This is a genomic window from Flexivirga sp. B27 (assembly GCF_052905685.1).
This window is the reverse complement of sequence record NZ_JBPYUM010000004.1, coordinates 76,060-93,441: the sequence shown is the minus strand read 5'-3', so window position 1 is coordinate 93,441 and position 17,382 is coordinate 76,060. Positions and strand designations below refer to the sequence as shown.

The following is a 17,382-nucleotide window of genomic DNA, read 5'->3' as shown; positions in this document are numbered from 1 at the left end:
TTGTGCAAGCTCTCGATATATCGCGTCTCACGACATGGGCACGGCGCTGGGTGGGTGTCGAGCGGCATTTCTGGCGGATGATGTGGCGCTCCAGTCGGCCGCTGGTGCTTGCGCTGCTGCTCGTCGTCGCCCTCCGCGGCGTCGGCATCTGGCTGATGGTCCACGCCAGCGGTCAGGCGCTCGAAGCGTTGACCGTCGGATCCGACCGAGTCTGGTTCTGGCTGGCCATGACCGCGATCGGCCTCGCTCTCGAGCCGCTCGCGGAGGCCTGGCAGAACAGCGCGGCATACGCACTCCAGGCGCGGCTCACCCGTCAGCAGGTGACCATGCTCGCCGAAGCGGCGAATGCCCCGCACGGCATCGAGCACCTCGAGGACCCAGCAACCAGAGCACGATTCACCGAGATCGAGAGCTACCTGCGTGGAATGTTCGGTGTCAACGCGATGCAGTCGGTCTGGGCTGTCCTGGGGTATGCCGCTGTCGGGCTCGGCGGGTTCGTCGCTGTCGCCCAGTGGTCGTGGCCGGCGGCGTTGTGGACGCTGCTCGCCTTCCGGCTGCTGCACGCCAGCTGGACGCGATACCTCGACGTGACCCTGCGCGATCTGGTCGAGGAGGGGAGCGTTGAGCGGCGGGAAGCCGACTACCTGCGGTCACTCCCACTCGATCGTGGGGCCGCGAAGGAGTTGCGCCTCTTCGGTATGACGCCCTGGGTCCTCCGGCGCTACTCCGAAGTCTGGACGATCGCCTTCACCGGCGTCTGGCAACGCCGTGATCGGGCCGTCCGCGGCGCGTTCGTCGGTGCGTTCGCCACTGCGCTGATGCTGATCGGGTCCTACGCGTGGGCCGGACACGCCGCATGGACCGGCAGCCTGGCCATCGGCGGCGCAGTGACGGTCCTGCAGGGGTTGATGCAGATGGCCGCGCTCGGCGCACTCGGCGACGTCAACGTGCAGGCTGTCCGAGCTCGGTTCTATGAGAACGAGATTCGTGAGCTGCGCGCCGACTTCGGCTTGCCCCCGCAGCTGGTCGAGGGCGGCGAGCAAGCTGGTCGAGTGCCGGAGGAGCGAAGCGGGGGAGGTGTATCGAGACCAGCAATGGTCGACATCACCGACGTCACCTTCACCTATCCGTCCCGCACGGAGCCGGTCTTCCGCAACCTCGACCTGCACATCCCCGCGGGCCAGTCCGTGGCGATCGTGGGTGTCAACGGCGTCGGGAAGTCCACCCTGATCAAGCTGCTGTGCGGTCTCTACCGACCCGACACCGGCACCGTGCGGGTGGACGGAAAGGATCCGGCCGAGGACGACGCGTCGCGGCGCCGGGTCGCCACGATCTTCCAGGACTTCGTCCGCTATCAGCTCAGCCTGGAGGACAACGTCGCACTTCCGTTGCTGTCCGACGCATTCGCCGCGGGCGACAGCGCCGGGGGTGTGGCAGAGCACCGGCATACGGCCGACACGGCGCTGCGCGACGCAGCCGGCACTGACGTGCTCACCCGCGTGGGCGATGACTGGAGCACCGTGCTCGAGCCTGGATATGCCGGTGGCACAGACCTTTCCGGCGGCCAGTGGCAACGCGTCGCGCTCGCCCGCGCGCTCACCGCAGTCTCCGCCGGAGCCGGTGTGCTGGTGCTCGACGAGCCGACCGCGGCGCTCGACGTGCGTGCCGAGGCCGAGATCTTCAGTCGCTTCCTCGAGGTGACGCAGGGCGTCACGACGATCTTGGTCAGTCACCGACTCTCGAGTGTCCGGCACGCTGACCGGATCGTCGTGCTCGGACCGGACGGCGTGGTCCAGGACGGCTCGCACGACGAACTGCTGGGCGACGGCGGACCCTATGCCGAGATGTTCCACCTGCAAGCGGCACGCTTTGCCGCCGCAGGTGCCGGAGCGACCGAAATGGCAGGTGAATGCTGATGATTCGCTATCACTGGCAGTCCATCAAGCTGATCGTGCACACCTCGTGGGGGATCAGCCGCAGTGCGACCATCATCGCGTTCCTGGAAGTGCTGGGTCGCATCCTGCAATACCTGCGACCGCTCTTCATCGGTCTCGCCGTCGGCGGGCTCACGGCCCACCGGCTGACACCCCTCGTGCTCGGCGTCGGCGGCATGATCCTGACCGAGGCGTTCGGTTTCATCCTCGGCATCTGCGGAGTGCAGGCCCGGATCGGGCTGAACGAGCGCATCGGGCAGCACTTCGATGCTCGGATCGGGCGAATCAGCGGCACGACCGCAACCCTGGATCACCTGCAGGACCCGCGCTATCAGGACCAGATGCACGCACTGCGCGAACGCATGGGCGCCCTCGGTATGGCGTACAACGCCATGATCAACGCCTGCAACAACCTGGTGGCGCCGGTGACGACCATCATCGTCGCGATCGGAGCCGACATACGCCTCCTGCTGCTCCTCCTCGTCGGCGCTCCCGCCTCCTGGTGGGCGAGTGCGACGATGCGCTGGGAGAAGGAGGCGGAGGACGAGTCGGCACAGGCCGGCCGCCGCAGCAAGCACTTCGCCGACCTGACGACGGACCCGGTCGCAGCGTCCGAGCTGCGCGTCTTCGGGGCGCGCGCCACGGTGCTCAGGCTGCTCGGGCGCGAGTCATGGGAGTGGCGGATTCCCTTTGCGCGAGCGGAAACTCGCGGTTCTCTCGCCTCAAGTGGGATCACCGTGCTGTATGTCGCCGCCGCGATCGCCATCCTTGCCTGGATGGCACACGACGCGCTGCACGGGCGGGTGTCCGCCGGACGCTTCGCGACCGGGATCCTCGTCGTCGGCCAGCTGCGCGACGTGGTCGGCAGCCTGCAGAACACCGTGCACTTCCTCGGGCGGACGCTGCGCACCGTCAAGCGTTACCGCTGGCTCGAGGAGTATGGCGAAAAGACCGCCGACGCCCACTCCGGCGCGCAACCCGCGCCGACCGCGCTGCGTGACGGGCTGACGCTGCAGGACGTGACCTTCCGCTACCCCGGCTCGTCCCGCGAGGCACTGAGCCACGTCGACCTACACCTGCCGGCCGGTGAGGTGATCGCGGTCGTCGGCGAGAACGGCGCCGGCAAGTCCACTCTCATCGGCTTGCTCACCGGGATGTATGACGTCAGCGCCGGCAAGGTTCTGGTGGATTCGACTGACCTGCAAGACTTTTCACTCGACGACTGGCGTCGCCACTGTGCCGGTGCGTTCCAGGATCACCTCAAGCTCGAGCTCACCGCGCGCGAAGCGATCGGTGTCGGCGGTCTCGATACACCCTCCTCCGCTTCGCTCCCCCGGGCACTCGACCACCTTGATGCTGAAGGTGATCGAGTAGCGAGGGACGAGCGTATCGAGATCGAGGGTCTCGATACACCCTCCTCCGCTCCGGCACCCCACGAAGTTTCTCCCCCGCTTCGCTCCTCCGAATACTTCGCGGGGACCCCGCAGCTCCCCCGGGCACTCGACCACCTTGCCCTCGGCCTCCCCGACGACATACGCCTGCTGGAGGCCCTCGACGCCGCCGCGGCCACCGACGTCCTCGCCGCGCTCCCGGAGGGGCTCGACACCCGGCTCGGCGCGTCCTGGCCGGGCGGGGTGGACCTGTCCGGCGGTCAGTGGCAGCGCCTGGCGATCGGTCGCGCGATGGTCCGGGAGTCACCCCTGTTGCTGGTGCTGGACGAGCCGACCTCGGCGCTGGACCCGGCGACCGAGCACAAGCTCTTCGACCGTTACGCCGCCGCTGCCAAGGAGACCTCGCGCGCGGGCGGGGTCACGCTGATCGTCACGCACCGCTTCTCGACCGTCGCGTCGGCCGACCGGGTGATCGTGCTGGCCGACGGCGCGGTCGCCGAGCAGGGCACGCACGAGGAGCTGATGGCCGCGGGCGGTCACTACGCGGAGCTCTACGGCCTGCAGGCCGCCGGCTACCGCTAGCCCGCGCTGATCGAGTGCCGGAGGAGCGCAGCGGGGGAGGTGTATCGAGATCAAGCGGTGGCGGGGCTCGTCCACGCCCGCGCCAGCGACTCCAGCTGTGCGTCGACCTCCGGCCACGGGAAGAGGCTCATCGGCTGCCGCAGCACCACCAGCCCGTGTATGCCGCACCACAGCTGCACCGCGCGCAGGTGCGCCTCCTCGGGTGAGCCTGCGACGTCCCGCAGCACCTCGGCGAGCAGCCCGAACTGTGCCTCGCCGGCGAACGTCATACCGTCGTCGACCGGGAGCTTCCACGCCGTGGTGAACAGCGTGCGGAACGCACCCGGGTGCTCGCGGGCGAAGGTGATGTAGGCGCGGCCGAAGGCCAGCACCTTGTCGTACGGCGTGCCGCCGGACTCCTGCGCCGCGGCCACCATCTGTGCCCCGAAGGCTTGCCACATCTGGTGTTTCGCGGCGAACAGGAGGTCCTCGAGCGACTCGAAGTGCAGGTAGATCGAGGTGGTCGCGATGCCGACGTGTCGCGCGACGGCGCGCAGCGACAGCTGCCACGGATCGTCGAGCTCCTCGACCAGCGTGACGGTCGCGGTGAGGATCTCGTCGCGCAGTTTCGTGCCTTCTCCGCGCGGCGCGACGGCGCGACGACGGGTCTTGTTCTGCGGCATGCGGCGATCCTCTCAGAAATATCTGTTGACGACTGTAGCGCTACGGATGTTCACTAAGTCACCGAACAGCCGTAGCCCAAGCACAGTCCACCATCACCGCACCAAAGTTCCGAGGCAGAGATGACCGCGAGCACGCTCACCCCACCCCACAGCGGCACGCCGGCCGCGCCCAAGCGACCGGGCGTCGCGCTGGCGCTGATCTGCGTCGCGATGTTCATGCTGATGCTGGACATGACGATCGTCGCGGTCGCACTGCCCGACATACAGGCCGACCTGCACGCCGACCTCGGCGACCTGCAGTGGGTGGTCGACGCCTACACGCTGCCGCTGGCCGCACTGCTGCTGACCGCCGCCACGCTCGGCGACCGCTTCGGCCGCCGTCGCCTCTTCTCCGCCGGTATGGCGATCTTCACGATCGGCTCGCTGGCCTGTGCGCTCGCGGTGAATCCGTTGATGCTCAATGGAATGCGCGCTCTGCAGGGAATCGGCGCCGCGATGCTCTTCGGGACGGCGATGCCGATCATGGGACACGCCTACCCCGACCTGAAGGCCCGGGCGAAGGCGATCGGTGCCTTCGGCGGCACCCTCGCCGGCGCGACCGCCGTCGGTCCGCTGCTCGGCGGGCTGATCGTCGACAACGCCGGGTGGCAGTGGATCTTCGCGATCAACGTCCCGATCGGCGTGCTGGCGTTCATCGGGGCACGCGTCGGGCTGGCGGAGTCGAAGGCCGAGACCCCTCGGTCGGTTGATGTCGCGGGCACGGCACTGTTGACGATCTCGTTGGCAGCGTTGGTCTTCGGGCTGATTCGCGGCCAGTCGGAGGGCTGGGGGTCCGGGCTCATCGTGGGCGCGTTCGTGGTCGCGGCGCTCGCGCTGGCAGCCTTCCTGGTCCGCTCCGCACGCGCCGAGCAGCCGATGGTCGACCTCGAGCTCTTCCGCCGCCCCGGGTTCGTCGCGATCGGCGTCACCGGCTTCATCGTCGCCGGAACCCTTGTCGCCGCAACCAATTACGTCGGTCTCTACTTCGTCAACACGCTCGGTTACACGCCCTTCGAGGCCGGTCTGCGGTTCCTCCCGCTGACCGTCACGTCGTTCGTCGCTGCGCCCGTCTTCGCGCAGCTGAACCACCGCATCCCGATCCTGTTCACCATCACCGGCAGCATGCTCGCCGTCACCGTCGGCCTCTGGTGGGCCTCCCGCATCGACGCGACCTCGGACTGGACCGCGCTCGCGCCCGGCTTCGTGCTCGCCGGCATCGGGTTGGGCGCGTCGAGCGCCATACTCTCCAACGCAGCGCTGGCGAGTGTCGAACCCGACCGCGCCGGTATGGCGACCGGGGTGGTCAACACCTTGCGGCAGGTCGGCACTGCAGCCGGAGTTGCAGCATTGGGAGCACTTTTCGCCGCTCGCACCGGCTCGCGCATCGCGAGTGACGTCGCCCCGGCGCACCTGCCCGAGGCCAAACTGGGTGTCCTGCAGGACGCGATCGCCTCCGGCGCGGGACGCCTGGTCGCCGGTGAGGCGCCGCCGCAGTTGCGCGGACAGCTCACCCACGCGGCCGTCGACAGCACGGCATACGGCATCCACACCATCCTGCTGGTGGCCGCGGTGATCAGTGCGGTCGCGACCGCGGTCGTCGCAGCCCTGCTGGCCCGAGCACACCGGACGGCCTGAGTCGACCGACCTGGACCAACCGGGCGCACAGCGTCTGGTTGAGTGGCCGGATGAGTGTCGATCAGCGCCGTGCTCGCGACTACGTCGACTTCGACGGCACGCCGGGCACCTGGAACGCCATCACCGACGTGCCGGGAGTCGAGGTCGGCTACGCGACCCTCGTCGAGGGGGAGGACGTCCGCACCGGTGTCACCGCGATACTGCCGCTGGGCAGCGACAGGGTCGGCACGGCGCTCGCGGCCGGGATGTTCTCCTTCAACGGCAACGGCGAGTTCACCGGCAGTCACTGGGTCGAGGAGAGCGGGTCACTCGCGCTGCCGGTCGCGATCACCAACACCCACGCGGTCGGTCCGGTGCACCGCGGGGTGATCGACTGGTCGCTGGCGCAGCGCCCCGCGCTGCAGGAGAGCTGGCACCTGCCCGTGGTCGGCGAGACCTTCGACGGCTACCTCAACGACATCAACGGCCGGCACGTCCGCGAGGAGACCGCTGCCGCGGCGCTCGACGCCGCAACATCCGGGCCGCTCGCCGAGGGCAGCGTCGGCGGCGGCACGGGGATGAACTGCTACGGCTTCAAGGCCGGCACCGGCACTTCGTCACGCCGTGTCACGGTCGGCGAGCAGGAGTATGTCGTCGGTGTCCTCACCCAGGCCAACTTCGGCGGACGCCGGCAGCTCACCGTCCGCGGTCGTCCGCTGGGGACGCAGCTGCTGGACGACAACCCGATGCAGGACACGGCACGCAGCGCCCCGCCGGGATCCGGCTCGTGCATCACGGTCGTCGCCACCGACGCACCGCTGCTGCCGCTGCAGTGCAAGGCGCTCGCCCGGCGCGTCACTCTCGGCCTCGCGCGCACCGGCACGACCGGCAGCCACTTCTCCGGCGATGTCTTCCTGGCCTTCTCCACGGCGAACCCCGGCGCGTTGGGCAGCGGCATCGGAGCCGCGCCGAGCGGCATACAACGGCTGGAGTTCGTGCCGTGGCCGGCGATCAATCCCCTGTATGGCGCGGTCGTGGAGGCCACCGAGGAAGCAGTGGTCAACGCACTCGTCGCCGCAGACACGATGATCGGCCGCGACGGGCACCGCAGCCCGGGCTTCCCGAACGACGTGCTGCGCGGGTGAGTCAGGTGATCAGGCCACCGGTGCGCAGCGCGCGCATTGCAGCGGCCCAGCGCAGCAGCTGGTCGAGCATCGCGTCCAGATTGCCGGCCTGATAGGCACGCGGCTGCAACTGCACGAAGTCGACCATGTCGTCATAGATCGACAGCGACACCTGCGCGCGCACCGTCGCGATCTGCACCTCGCCGAGCGTCGACTTCAGCTGCTCGCCCGAGCGCAGCCCGCCGCTGGAGCCGTAGCAGATGATGCCCGCGGCCTTGTCGTTCCACTCGGCGTACAGGAAGTCGATGGCGTTCTTCAGCGACGCCGCCATGCCGCGGTTGTACTCCGGCGCGACGAAGACGTAGCCGTCATACGACTCGATCAGGCGGGACCAGCGCTTGGTGTGCTCCTGTTGATAGTGCTGTGCCGAAGCGGGTTCGGGCTCGTCGAGCAGGGGCAGCCCGACGTGCGCCAGGTCGATCAGGTCGTATGTCGCGTCCCTGCGCTCCGCCGCCCGCCCGAAGGCCCACTCGGCGATCGTCGGGCCGACCCGGTCCGGTCGGGTGCTGCCGATGATGATCGCGATGCGCAGAGAGGTCACGTCCGGGACTATAGGTCCGGACTCGACGGCGTGGAATCGTGCGGGCTGCTCGTTCGTTGGACGACCAGTGGAACGCCTGGCCATTTCGCGCGGTCGTATGTCCGGTCGTATGACGTGCAGGAGGTGCGGGGGCTGTTGAGCTTCGCGCACCAATACATAAGGTATGAGGAACACTCGGGGGTCCGCGGAACGCCCGCGGCAGCTAGGAGGCTCGCAACATGTCCAACCTCGATCTGAGCGGTGGGCTCGGTGACCAGTTCCAGCAGGGCAATGGGGGCCAGCAGCCGCCTGCGCCCCAGCAGCCCCCTGCACAGCAACAGCCGGCACCGCAGCAGCAGGCTGCCCCGCAACAGCAGGCTGCCCCGCAACAGCAGGCTGCACCACAGCAGCAGACCGCGCCGGCACCCCAGCAGCAGGCAGCGCCCGCGCCGGCGCCCGCTGCGACCTCGACCGGGCTGGTGCTGCAGGCGCCCGACGCCGTGCCGGTGATCCAGGACCAGCAGGCCGTGCAGGCGGTGCCGGTCGCGCCCGAGGCACAGACCGAGCTGGACAAGAAGGCCCAGGCGTTCGTCACCGAGCTGACCTCGATGGACATGAAGGCACCGGCCTTCAGCGAGAAGGTCAACTCGATCGTCAACATGGGTGACAGCGAGATCCGCCGCACCTCGGACGTGTCCAACCGGATGCTGCAGCGTCCGGCCGCCCAGGCGGGCAAGGACTCCGCGCAGTCCAAGGTCGGCGGCACCCTGGTCGACCTGCGCCGCACGATCACCGACCTGGACCCCAACCGCGCCGACCTCAAGGGCGCCAAGAAGATCCTGAAGTGGTTGCCCGGCGGCAACAAGATCGAGAACTACTTCATGAAATACCAGTCGGCGCAGAGCCACCTGGATGCGATCATCCGGTCGCTGGCCGCCGGTCAGGACGAGTTGCGCAAGGACAACGCGTCCATCGAGATCGAGCGCAACAACATGTGGCAGGCGATGCAGAAGCTGGGCGAATACAACCAGCTGGCAACGGCTTTGGACTCCGCGGTGGAGAGCAAGATCGCCGAGTTGTCGGCTGCCGGCCGCACCGAGGACTCCGACATCATGAAGTCCGACGTGCTCTTCGCGGTCCGCCAGCGGCGGCAGGACATCATGACCCAGATGGCGGTCTCGGTGCAGGGCTACCTCGCTCTGGACCTGGTGCGCAAGAACAACCTGGAGCTGATCCGCGGTGTCGACCGCGCACAGACCACCACGGTCGCAGCCCTGCGCACCGCCGTCATCGTCAGCCAGGCGCTCGCGCAGCAGAAGATCGTCCTGGACCAGATCACCGCGCTCAACACCACCACGTCCAACCTGATCGAGCAGACCTCCGAGCAGCTGCGCACACAGGGCGCCGAGATCAACAAGCAGGCGGCCAGCAGCACCATCGAGGTCGACAAGCTGCAGAAGGCCTTCGACAACGTCTTCGAGACCATGGACGCGATCGACAAGTTCCGGTCCGACGCGACGCAGTCGATGTCGCAGACGATCGGTGCCCTGGAGGGTCAGGTGCAGCGCGCCAAGCCTTACCTCGAGCGGTCGATGCGCTCGCAGGGGATCGACGCCAGGACGGCGGCCAGCTTCGAGCCGACCGGCAACCAGCAGTTGCCCCCCAACTCCGGGCAGCAGTTGCCGGGCGGCCAGCAGTAGGGCCGGGCAGCCGTGGGACTGTTGTCGCGCCTGTTCGACCCCGACGGTTCGTCCGGTCAGTTGCGCGGGCAGGCACAGGCCCGCTTCGACGCTGCCACGCAAGCCGTCACCGACCCGGCGGGTGATTCCGTCCAGTCGTTGCTGCGCAAGAACCAATCACTGGTCCTGGAGATCAACAGCAGCGCCGGTGACTTGCCGACGATCGGCGTGGTGCTCGCCCGCGCGGTCACCGACACGATCCGCGAGGTGTTGACGTCCGGTGAGGCCGATCGGCTGGACATCGGGGTGCGGGTCGCGATCAACGGCACGCTCACCGACTACCTGCCGGGGTCGATCAGGTCGTATGTCGGAGCCGTCCGCGCCGCCGACCCGGACGCGGAGGAGCGCGCGACCGACGCCCTGGTGGAGCAGTTGACGACGCTGCGGCACAGCGTGGAGAAGTTGGCCGAGGCGAGCCGGATGCGGGACATGCAGGCGCTGCAGGTGCACGGCCGCTTCCTGGAGACGAAATTCGGTGAGTCGGATCTGGACCTGTGAGGGACGGTCCGCGGGTTTCCGGTGCACAAGTAGCAACGGTCGCCGGTTGGGTCGGCATACGGGGCGATTCCGGTGCACAAGTAGCAACGGTCGCCGGAAATGCACGCCGACAGCACGCAGATCAGTGATTAAGTGACAACGGTCGCGAGAAGTTCGCGGTTGACGACGGATTCCAAGACGGATTCCAAACTGGATTCCAGGGTGGAGTCGAGAAAGGTGAGGGGCAGATCGTGAGCCCGATGGCCAAGGGCGCCAATATCGCGCTGCAGCGGGAGCTGCCGAACCTGACCGGTGTGGTGTTCGGCATCGACTGGGACACCGGTGGCGAGCGGGTGCTGGACGACAACCTCACCCTGCTCACGCTGCTGGTCGGTGCAAACGGTCAGGCGCTCTCGCCCCAGCACGTCGTCTACTTCAACCAGTTGGTCTCCGCCGACCTGTCGACGGCACAACTCGAGCAGGCGCTCGGCGGCGACGACGAGCAGGTCGAGGTCGAGCTGGACCAGGTGCCCGACGACGTCGCGAAGGTCGTCTTCGTCCTCTACCTCTCCGAGGGCAGCGGGAGCAGTCGCTCGCTGGGGCAGCTCAAGCGGCTCGTGGTGCGACTGCTCAACCTGGACGGCGGCGCGTCGATCATCTCGTCGGTGGACCTGGCCGAGGGACTGTCCGGGGAGAGCGCGCTCAAGCTCGCCGAGCTCTACCGCCACAGCGGCCAGTGGAAGCTGCGGGTGCTCGGCTCGGGATACTCCTCCGGGCTCGAGGGAGTGGCCAAGGAGTACGGAGTCAAGCTGTGAGCGAGGGCACCCGCACCGACCTGCCGTGGCTGCGTGCGCGCAGCCTCCGGTCGACGCAGCCTGCCGCCGAGCAGTCGCTCCCCGCCGGTCGAGTAGCGGAGGAGCGCAGCGGGGGAGCGTATCGAGACCAAGGAAGCGGCGGCACCTCGCTCGATCTCGATGCACCGTCCGCGTCCACGAGCGGTACCTCGCTCGATCTCGATACACCGAGCACGCCGGCATCGGGCAGCACGTCGCTGAGTCTCGATGGGGACGAGCCGGTTCTCGATACGCCTGGTGGTCTCGATACACCTCCTCCGCTTCGCTCCCCCGGCACTCGACCAGCATCTAGAGGCACGTCGCTGAGTCTCGATGGGGACGAGCCGGTTCTCGATACGCCTCGTGGTCTCGATACACCTCCTCCGCTTCGCTCCCCCGGCACTCGACCAGCATCTAGTGGCACGTCGCTGAGTCTCGATGAGGAAGAGCCCTCCGGCACTCGACCAGCATCAGCGCCGCCGGCGAGTTCGTCGCTCGACCTCGGAGCGCCCAGCGCACCCTCGACGCCGGCGTCGGGTGGTACGTCGCTGAGTCTTGACGAGGAGGAATCGGGTCTCGATACACCTCCTCCGCTTCGCTCCCCCGGCACTCGACCAGCATCAGCGCCGCCGGCGAGTTCGTCGCTCGACCTCGGAGCGCCCAGCGCACCCTCGACGCCGGCGTCGGGTGGTTCGTCGCTGAGTCTTGACGAGGAGGAAGCGGGTCTCGATACACCTCCTCCGCTTCGCTCCCCCGGCACTCGACCAGCTTCCTCGGGTACATCGCTCTCGCTGGACGCGCCGTCGGGTGCGCCCGCGCCGGTGCGGACGTCGCCGCACGGCCACCGGCGGATCCCCGAGCACGACCTGGGACTGCCTGCGATCAACGCTCGCGAACGCCGCCTGCTGACCGAGCACGAGCCGGTCGTGGAGCTGACCCGGATGCAGTCCGCGGCGGGTGCCCTCGAGGCCAAGGTCGCCGTCCCCAACCCGTCCGAGGTCGTCCTCGGCATGGTCTTCGAGACCAGCGACGGACGCCAATCCCTTGTGCTGCCAGGCCTTTCCCAGCAAGGACCCGACCCGCGACGGCCGATCTTCCGGGCCACCTCCAGCGGTGTCGCGGTCAACCTGCGCAGCATCACCTCTATCCAGCGCTGGCTGCTCTTCGCCGTGCCGACCCGGCCGTCCAAGCAGCTGCCGGGCGGCACCGTCACGGTGACGACATACGGCGAGTCACGACTGGAGCTGCCGCTGGTCGCGGGCCCGACGCTCGGCGCGCAGGCGCTGCTGACCGCGCACGCGGTCGAAGGCCGCCTCGTCATCCGCGCCGAACACGATCCCTACTCCGGCACCCTGCAGCAGGTCTGCGCGGCATACGGTTATCGGGAGATGTCCTGGCGCGACCCCTACACCCCGCTCGTATGACGAGCAGCACGACATGAGTCACGACAAGAGCTACGACAGGAAAGGAAACTCACCATGGCAGTGAGCCTCAGCAAGGGCGGCAACATTTCGTTGGCGAAGGCCGCTCCGGGTATGACGAACGCCGTGGTCGGCCTGGGTTGGGACCCGCGGACCACCGACGGTGCACCCTTCGACCTGGACGCCTCGGTGTTGCTGCTGGCAAACACCGGCAAGGTCCGGCACGACGCCGACTTCGTCTTCTACAACAACCTCACCGGCGACAACGGCGCCGTGCAGCACCAGGGGGACAACCGCACCGGCGAAGGTGACGGCGACGACGAGCAGATCCACGTCGCGCTCAACCAGGTCTCCCCGGACGTCGAGCGCATCGTCGTGGTCGCCTCGATCGACCAGGCGGACCAGCGCGGGCAGAACTTCGGGCAGGTCGCCGACGCCTACATCCGGGTGTTCGACGCCGACGACCCGAACAACTCGGAGAAGGGTCTGCGCTTCGACCTCGGCGAGGATGCCTCGACCGAGACCGCACTGATCTTCGGTGAGCTCTACCGGCACAGCGGCGAGTGGAAGTTCCGCGCCATCGCGCAGGGCTTCGCGGGCGGCCTGGCCAGCGTCATCACCCAGTTCGGCCTGCAGGTCGGATAAGTAACCCCACGAAGTATCGCGGCCTACTGATGGCCGACAGGGCCACGTCCGGGAACCCTCGGTCGTGGCCCTTCGTTGCCACTGCGGTGAAACCACCAGCCGGTCCCGGTCGTCATACTGTTAGCGATTTCTGTTCCCGTCACCCCGAGAAGAGCACCTGTTGCAAGCGCTGAAGCATTTTCGGATCGACTTCGTCATCACGTTCGCCGTGCTGGTGGTCGCATTCCTCTACGACAACTGGGCAGGCGTCGGGCTGACCGCGATCCTGATCGTGGTCGAGATCGTCTTCTCGTTCGACAATGCCGCGGTCAACGCAAAATACCTGACGCGCCTCAACCACTTCTGGCAGACCATGTTCCTGACCGTCGGCGTGCTCGTCGCGGTCTTCGGCATGCGGCTGGTCTTCCCCTTCGTCATCGTCTGCCTCTCCGGGTCGATCACGCCCTGGCGTGCCCTGCAGCTGGCGCTGGAGAAGGGCGACCCGCACACACCCGGCACCTACGGCTACATCCTCAACGAGGCGCACCCGGCCATCGCGGCATTCGGCGGCATGTTCCTGCTGCTGCTCTTCCTGGACTTCATGCTCGACGAGGACCGCGAGATCAGCTGGCTGACCTGGATCGAGAAGCCACTGCAGAGGCTCGGCAAGCTCGACGTGCTGTCGGTCATCATCGCCGGCACTTTCCTGCTGGTCGCCGCCGAGACGCTGACGCACGAGACGCACGTCCACACCGCGGTCGAGATGCGCTCGATCGTGCTCTTCTCCGGCCTGCTCGGCATCCTCGGATATCTTGCGGTCAACGGCCTGTCCACGATGATGGAGGAACGCGAGGCGGCCAAGGACCACGAGTTCGAGGAGGCCGACGCGCACTCCACGACCGGGGAGAAGGTGCTGCTGGCCGGCAAGGCTGCGTTCTCGATGTTCCTCTTCCTCGAGGTGCTCGACGCGACCTTCTCCTTCGACGGTGTCATCGGGGCCTTCGCGATCACGCCCGACCCGATCATCATCATGCTGGGCCTGGGTGTCGGCGCGATGTACGTCCGGTCGATGACGATCTTCCTGGTCCGCAACGGCACGCTTGCCGAATACCGCTACCTGGAGAACGGCGCCCACTGGGCGATCGGTGCACTCGCGGTGCTGCTGGTGCTCAGCATCCGGGTCGATCTGGGCCAGTTCGTGATCGGTGCCATCGGCATCGCCTTCATCCTTGCCGCCTGGGCCAGCTCCGTGCTGGCGAACAAACGTGATGCAGCGGCCGAGGGGGCCGACGCAGAAATCGAGAACGAGGGAGCACGCACATGAGCATCAGCCTTTCCAAGGGCCAGACCGTCGATCTGCGCAAGCAGGACGGCGGCGACCTCAACCGGGTCCGCATGGGCCTGGGTTGGGACGCCAAGGTCGTCACCAAGAAGAAGATGTTCGGTGGCACCAAGCAGGTCCAGCGCGACATCGACCTGGACGCGTCGGCCATCGTCATCGGCGGCGGCCGCGTGCTTGACACCGTCTACTTCGGCAAGCTGAAGTCCAGCGACGGCGCCATCCAGCACACCGGCGACAACCTCACCGGTGAGGGCGACGGCGACGACGAGTCGATCAACGTCGACCTCGGTGCGGTGCACGGCTCGGTCGAGCACATCGTCTTCGTCGTCAACTCCTACAGCGGCGAGAACTTCAGCGAGATCGACAACGCTTTCGTCCGCGTCGTCGACTCGATGGCTCGCGACACCGAGCTCGCCCGCTTCCAGCTGACCGGCTCCGGCACGCACACCGCGCTGGTGATGGCCCGCGTCTCGCGCACCCCCGGCGGCTGGAACTTCACCGCGATCGGCGCGCCCGGCAACGGCCGCACCGCGCGTGATCTCGAGCCGTTGGCGCTGAGCGTCCTCTGACCTCCTTCGTATGACGAAGACCGACCGCCCGCCGGCCGGCGTCAGCCTCGACATCTGGGGCACCCTGCTGGGCAGTGACCCGGCGTTCAAGCCCGCCCGCAATGCGATGCTGCGTGCCGCGGTGGCACCTGACGTGCCCGCCGACACCTTCGACAGTGCGATGCGGCAGGCCGACCGTGATGTCGACGACCGCTGTGTGCGCGACGGCATCGACGTCGGCTTCACCGGGCGGATCGAGGCCACTCTGGTGGCGCTCGGTCGCCCGACCGATGGCGTTGCCGCACAGGCTCCCCAGCTGTATGCCGCGCAGGAGGAGCTGGCGCTCGCACACCCGCCGCGGCCGTTGCACGTGGAACTCCCTGCGGCGGTGTCGGCCCTGCCGATGCCGGTGGTGCTGACCAGCAACACCGGCATGCTTCCGGGTGAGTTGATGCGCAAGCTGTTGGCGTTGGCCGGTTTCGGCGGGATCCCCGGTGTCTTCTCCAACGAGCTGGGCGTTGCCAAGCCGCACCTGCGGATGTTCGCGGCGGCGTGCGACGTGCTGGGCACGCCGGCCGCCGAGGTGCTGCACGTCGGGGACAACCCGGCCGCGGACGTCGTCGGTGCACAGGCGGCCGGGATGTCGGCGGCGCTGGTGCAGCCGGACGGAGCGTCGACCCTTCGGGTGCTGCAGGAGGTCGCATGATCACGCCGCTGACGCAGGTCGTCGCGCACCCGCTGACCGGCACCGCGGGCCACCCGGTCGACGCACGGACCGGAGCCGACTTCGACACCCGCACCTACTCGCTGATGAAGCACGGCGACCTGCCGTCGACGCACCGGCTCGCCGACGGGCTCGCGGAGGCGCTGATCGCGCAGGTCCCGTCGCTGCTGACCGAGCAACGACCGGTGATCCTGCCGGTCGCCTACCTGGTGGCACCGCCGGCCTGTCGCTACCTCGCCGACCGCATCGCGGAGCGGCTGACCGTCGCGAGACGCGTGTCCGGCACGGTCGCGCCGGAGGCGCGCGTCATACACGTGCGGAAGGACTCGGTGACACACATCGACTATGCCGCGTCGTCCGCACAGGACCGGCGAAACGACCTGGCATCCATCGGTTTCCGGCTCACCGGGCCGGTCCGTGACGCGGTCGCGATCGTTGTCGACGACGTGCGGGTGACCGGGCTCGCGGAGCAGGTGATGGTGGATCTGTTGCAGGACAACGGCGTCGGGCAGATCGTGACGGCATACGTCGCGACCTGTGACGAGCAGCTGGCTGCCGACCCGAGTGTCGAGGCCGCGCTCAACCACGCGCAGGTCGCCTCGATCCACGACATGCTGCCCAGCGTGCGGCGTGGTGAGTTCGTGCCGACGATCCGCTTCCTGAAGCGGATGCTGGCCGACCCGGACGTCGCCGACTTCCTGGCGGCCTGCCCACCGGAGCTGGTCGAGCGCTTCCGGGCGGACGCCGAGGCCACCGGCGCGGACTTCCTGGCCGGTTATCCCGCGGGAACCACCGCCCTGTTCACGGAGTCCGATTCCCGGTCAACGAACACTGTCGGAAGGAGCGCGGGATGAATCGCATCTGCCTGACTGAGCTCGACTCCGAGCACGGGCTCCCGCAGGCTGCGTTGGTCGATGCTCGCGGATACTCCCGGTTCAAGCACGGTGACGCGGCTGCCGGTCGTCGTTTCGCGGTCGCGCTCGCAGCGCTGGCCGCGCAGTGTCTGGACAGTCGGCCTGTGTTGGTCACCACGTCGGCATTCGCGCAGGTGCCGCCGGCGGCATACAGCCTGCTGATCCCGTTCGTGGAGCACCTGCGCTCGCTGCGCCCCGACCTGGAGGTCGGAGCGTTCCGGATCAACCGGCGCGGAGTGAGCAACGGCGACTACTCGCGGATGACGCCGGCCGACCGGCGCGCCTCGATCGGGTCCGCCGACCTGACGCCCGAGCGCGATGTCAGCGGCACCACCGTGCTCGCGCTCGACGACATCCGGGTCACCGGCAACCACGAGCGGGCGATGGACCGCTGCCTCAACGACGCGGGTGTCGCCGAGGTGTGGCACCTGTATGTCGTCGACGCCGCCGACTTCGCGCAGTGTCCGCAGATCGAGTCGGTGCTCAACGAGGCCGCGATCGACGGCGCGCAGGACCTGCTGGAGATCGCCGACGAGCGACGCTTCGTGCCCAACGCACGCCTGTGCCGCCGAGTGCTGGCACTGCCGCAGCAGCAGTTGCGGCACTTCGTCGAGCGGGCGCAGCCCGCGCTGCTGGGGTGGCTCGCCGCGGCCGTCGAGCATGACGACCTGGCCGCCGTTCCGGCATACACCTCCCGCGTGCAGACGTGGGACGCGGTTCTGGCGGAGGCCGGTCAGGAGATTGACGCCGGCGCGAGCTGAGCAGCGGGCGCAGATCACGACTTGATACCGAACCCGTGGCTCCCAGGGAGCTCACGGAGAGCTCCCATGACCG

Annotated in this window: 16 protein-coding genes; 14 read left to right on the top strand and 2 right to left on the bottom strand. The window is 68.2% G+C overall.

Going from position 1 to position 17,382, the window contains the following annotated elements; translation table 11 throughout:
- The first annotated feature begins 2 nt into the window (after positions 1 to 2).
- Together ACSZL9_RS15750 and ACSZL9_RS15745 are read left to right on the top strand one after the other, a co-directional pair.
- Positions 3 to 1,916 (top strand): ABC transporter ATP-binding protein, encoded by a 1,914-nt coding sequence (locus ACSZL9_RS15750; protein ID WP_446666465.1) that lies wholly within the window; start codon positions 3 to 5, stop codon positions 1,914 to 1,916.
- Positions 1,916 to 3,907, top strand: coding sequence for an ABC transporter ATP-binding protein (locus ACSZL9_RS15745; RefSeq protein WP_446666464.1), 1,992 nt, complete (start codon positions 1,916 to 1,918; stop codon positions 3,905 to 3,907). Before ACSZL9_RS15750 ends, ACSZL9_RS15745 begins: the two co-directional genes overlap by 1 nt.
- Positions 3,908 to 3,957: 50 nt before the next feature.
- On the opposite strand, the gene ACSZL9_RS15740 is transcribed toward ACSZL9_RS15745, so the two are convergent.
- Positions 3,958 to 4,569, bottom strand: a complete 612-nt coding sequence (locus ACSZL9_RS15740) for a TetR/AcrR family transcriptional regulator (RefSeq protein WP_446666463.1) — start codon at positions 4,567 to 4,569, stop codon at positions 3,958 to 3,960.
- Between the two features lie 120 nt (positions 4,570 to 4,689).
- On the opposite strand from ACSZL9_RS15740, the gene ACSZL9_RS15735 reads away from it, so the two are divergent.
- Both ACSZL9_RS15735 and ACSZL9_RS15730 read left to right on the top strand, forming a co-directional pair.
- Complete coding sequence (locus tag ACSZL9_RS15735; protein WP_446666462.1) at positions 4,690 to 6,243, top strand: MFS transporter; 1,554 nt, start codon at positions 4,690 to 4,692, stop codon at positions 6,241 to 6,243.
- Positions 6,244 to 6,293: 50 nt separating this feature from the next.
- Positions 6,294 to 7,367 carry a DmpA family aminopeptidase gene (locus ACSZL9_RS15730; RefSeq protein WP_446666461.1) on the top strand — a complete coding sequence of 358 codons (1,074 nt, stop codon included), beginning with the start codon at positions 6,294 to 6,296 and terminating at the stop codon, positions 7,365 to 7,367.
- Between the two features lies 1 nt (position 7,368).
- On the opposite strand, the gene ACSZL9_RS15725 is transcribed toward ACSZL9_RS15730, so the two are convergent.
- Positions 7,369 to 7,947, bottom strand: a complete 579-nt coding sequence (locus ACSZL9_RS15725; RefSeq protein ID WP_446666460.1) for an NADPH-dependent FMN reductase — start codon at positions 7,945 to 7,947, stop codon at positions 7,369 to 7,371.
- 218 nt (positions 7,948 to 8,165) lie between these two features.
- On the opposite strand from ACSZL9_RS15725, the gene ACSZL9_RS15720 reads away from it, so the two are divergent.
- The 10 genes from ACSZL9_RS15720 (at position 8,166) to ACSZL9_RS15675 (ending at position 17,309) form a co-directional block, all read left to right on the top strand.
- On the top strand, positions 8,166 to 9,626 hold the full coding sequence (locus ACSZL9_RS15720; RefSeq protein ID WP_446666459.1) for a toxic anion resistance protein: 1,461 nt from the start codon (positions 8,166 to 8,168) through the stop codon (positions 9,624 to 9,626).
- Between the two features lie 12 nt (positions 9,627 to 9,638).
- Positions 9,639 to 10,163 (top strand): hypothetical protein, encoded by a 525-nt coding sequence (locus ACSZL9_RS15715; protein WP_446666458.1) that lies wholly within the window; start codon positions 9,639 to 9,641, stop codon positions 10,161 to 10,163.
- Positions 10,164 to 10,402: 239 nt separating this feature from the next.
- Entirely contained in the window at positions 10,403 to 10,957 is a 555-nt protein-coding gene (locus ACSZL9_RS15710) for a TerD family protein (protein ID WP_446666650.1), read from the top strand.
- 839 nt (positions 10,958 to 11,796) lie between these two features.
- Complete coding sequence (locus tag ACSZL9_RS15705; protein WP_446666457.1) at positions 11,797 to 12,399, top strand: hypothetical protein; 603 nt, start codon at positions 11,797 to 11,799, stop codon at positions 12,397 to 12,399.
- 54 nt (positions 12,400 to 12,453) lie between these two features.
- Positions 12,454 to 13,041, top strand: a complete 588-nt coding sequence (locus ACSZL9_RS15700) for a TerD family protein (protein ID WP_446666456.1) — start codon at positions 12,454 to 12,456, stop codon at positions 13,039 to 13,041.
- Between the two features lie 160 nt (positions 13,042 to 13,201).
- Positions 13,202 to 14,344: a DUF475 domain-containing protein gene (locus ACSZL9_RS15695; RefSeq protein ID WP_446666455.1), complete on the top strand. Its 1,143-nt coding sequence runs from the start codon at positions 13,202 to 13,204 to the stop codon at positions 14,342 to 14,344.
- Complete coding sequence (locus ACSZL9_RS15690; RefSeq protein ID WP_446666454.1) at positions 14,341 to 14,931, top strand: TerD family protein; 591 nt, start codon at positions 14,341 to 14,343, stop codon at positions 14,929 to 14,931. Before ACSZL9_RS15695 ends, ACSZL9_RS15690 begins: the two co-directional genes overlap by 4 nt.
- Before the next feature lie 10 nt (positions 14,932 to 14,941).
- A complete protein-coding gene (locus tag ACSZL9_RS15685; RefSeq protein ID WP_446666453.1) occupies positions 14,942 to 15,616 on the top strand; it encodes an HAD family hydrolase in 675 nt (224 codons plus the stop codon).
- Complete coding sequence (locus ACSZL9_RS15680; protein ID WP_446666452.1) at positions 15,613 to 16,488, top strand: phosphoribosyltransferase family protein; 876 nt, start codon at positions 15,613 to 15,615, stop codon at positions 16,486 to 16,488. Before ACSZL9_RS15685 ends, ACSZL9_RS15680 begins: the two co-directional genes overlap by 4 nt.
- The gene (locus ACSZL9_RS15675) at positions 16,485 to 17,309 is read left to right on the top strand and encodes a phosphoribosyltransferase family protein (protein ID WP_446666451.1); all 825 of its coding nucleotides are present in this window, start codon (positions 16,485 to 16,487) and stop codon (positions 17,307 to 17,309) included. The genes ACSZL9_RS15680 and ACSZL9_RS15675 overlap by 4 nt, the downstream gene beginning before the upstream one ends.
- Positions 17,310 to 17,382 lie beyond the last annotated feature (73 nt).

Bases quoted from the DNA above. Each gene is read 5' to 3' on its own strand.
- ACSZL9_RS15700 (WP_446666456.1), top strand. From the start codon at position 12,454: ATGGCAGTGAGCCTCAGCAAGGGCGGCAACATTTCGTTGGCGAAGGCC.
- ACSZL9_RS15690 (WP_446666454.1), top strand. From the start codon at position 14,341: ATGAGCATCAGCCTTTCCAAGGGCCAGACCGTCGATCTGCGCAAGCAG.
- ACSZL9_RS15685 (WP_446666453.1), top strand. From the start codon at position 14,942: ATGACGAAGACCGACCGCCCGCCGGCCGGCGTCAGCCTCGACATCTGG.
- ACSZL9_RS15735 (WP_446666462.1), top strand. From the start codon at position 4,690: ATGACCGCGAGCACGCTCACCCCACCCCACAGCGGCACGCCGGCCGCG.
- ACSZL9_RS15720 (WP_446666459.1), top strand. From the start codon at position 8,166: ATGTCCAACCTCGATCTGAGCGGTGGGCTCGGTGACCAGTTCCAGCAG.
- ACSZL9_RS15730 (WP_446666461.1), top strand. From the start codon at position 6,294: ATGAGTGTCGATCAGCGCCGTGCTCGCGACTACGTCGACTTCGACGGC.
- ACSZL9_RS15740 (WP_446666463.1), bottom strand. From the start codon at position 4,569: ATGCCGCAGAACAAGACCCGTCGTCGCGCCGTCGCGCCGCGCGGAGAA.
- ACSZL9_RS15710 (WP_446666650.1), top strand. From the start codon at position 10,403: ATGGCCAAGGGCGCCAATATCGCGCTGCAGCGGGAGCTGCCGAACCTG.
- ACSZL9_RS15675 (WP_446666451.1), top strand. From the start codon at position 16,485: ATGAATCGCATCTGCCTGACTGAGCTCGACTCCGAGCACGGGCTCCCG.
- ACSZL9_RS15745 (WP_446666464.1), top strand. From the start codon at position 1,916: ATGATTCGCTATCACTGGCAGTCCATCAAGCTGATCGTGCACACCTCG.
- ACSZL9_RS15680 (WP_446666452.1), top strand. From the start codon at position 15,613: ATGATCACGCCGCTGACGCAGGTCGTCGCGCACCCGCTGACCGGCACC.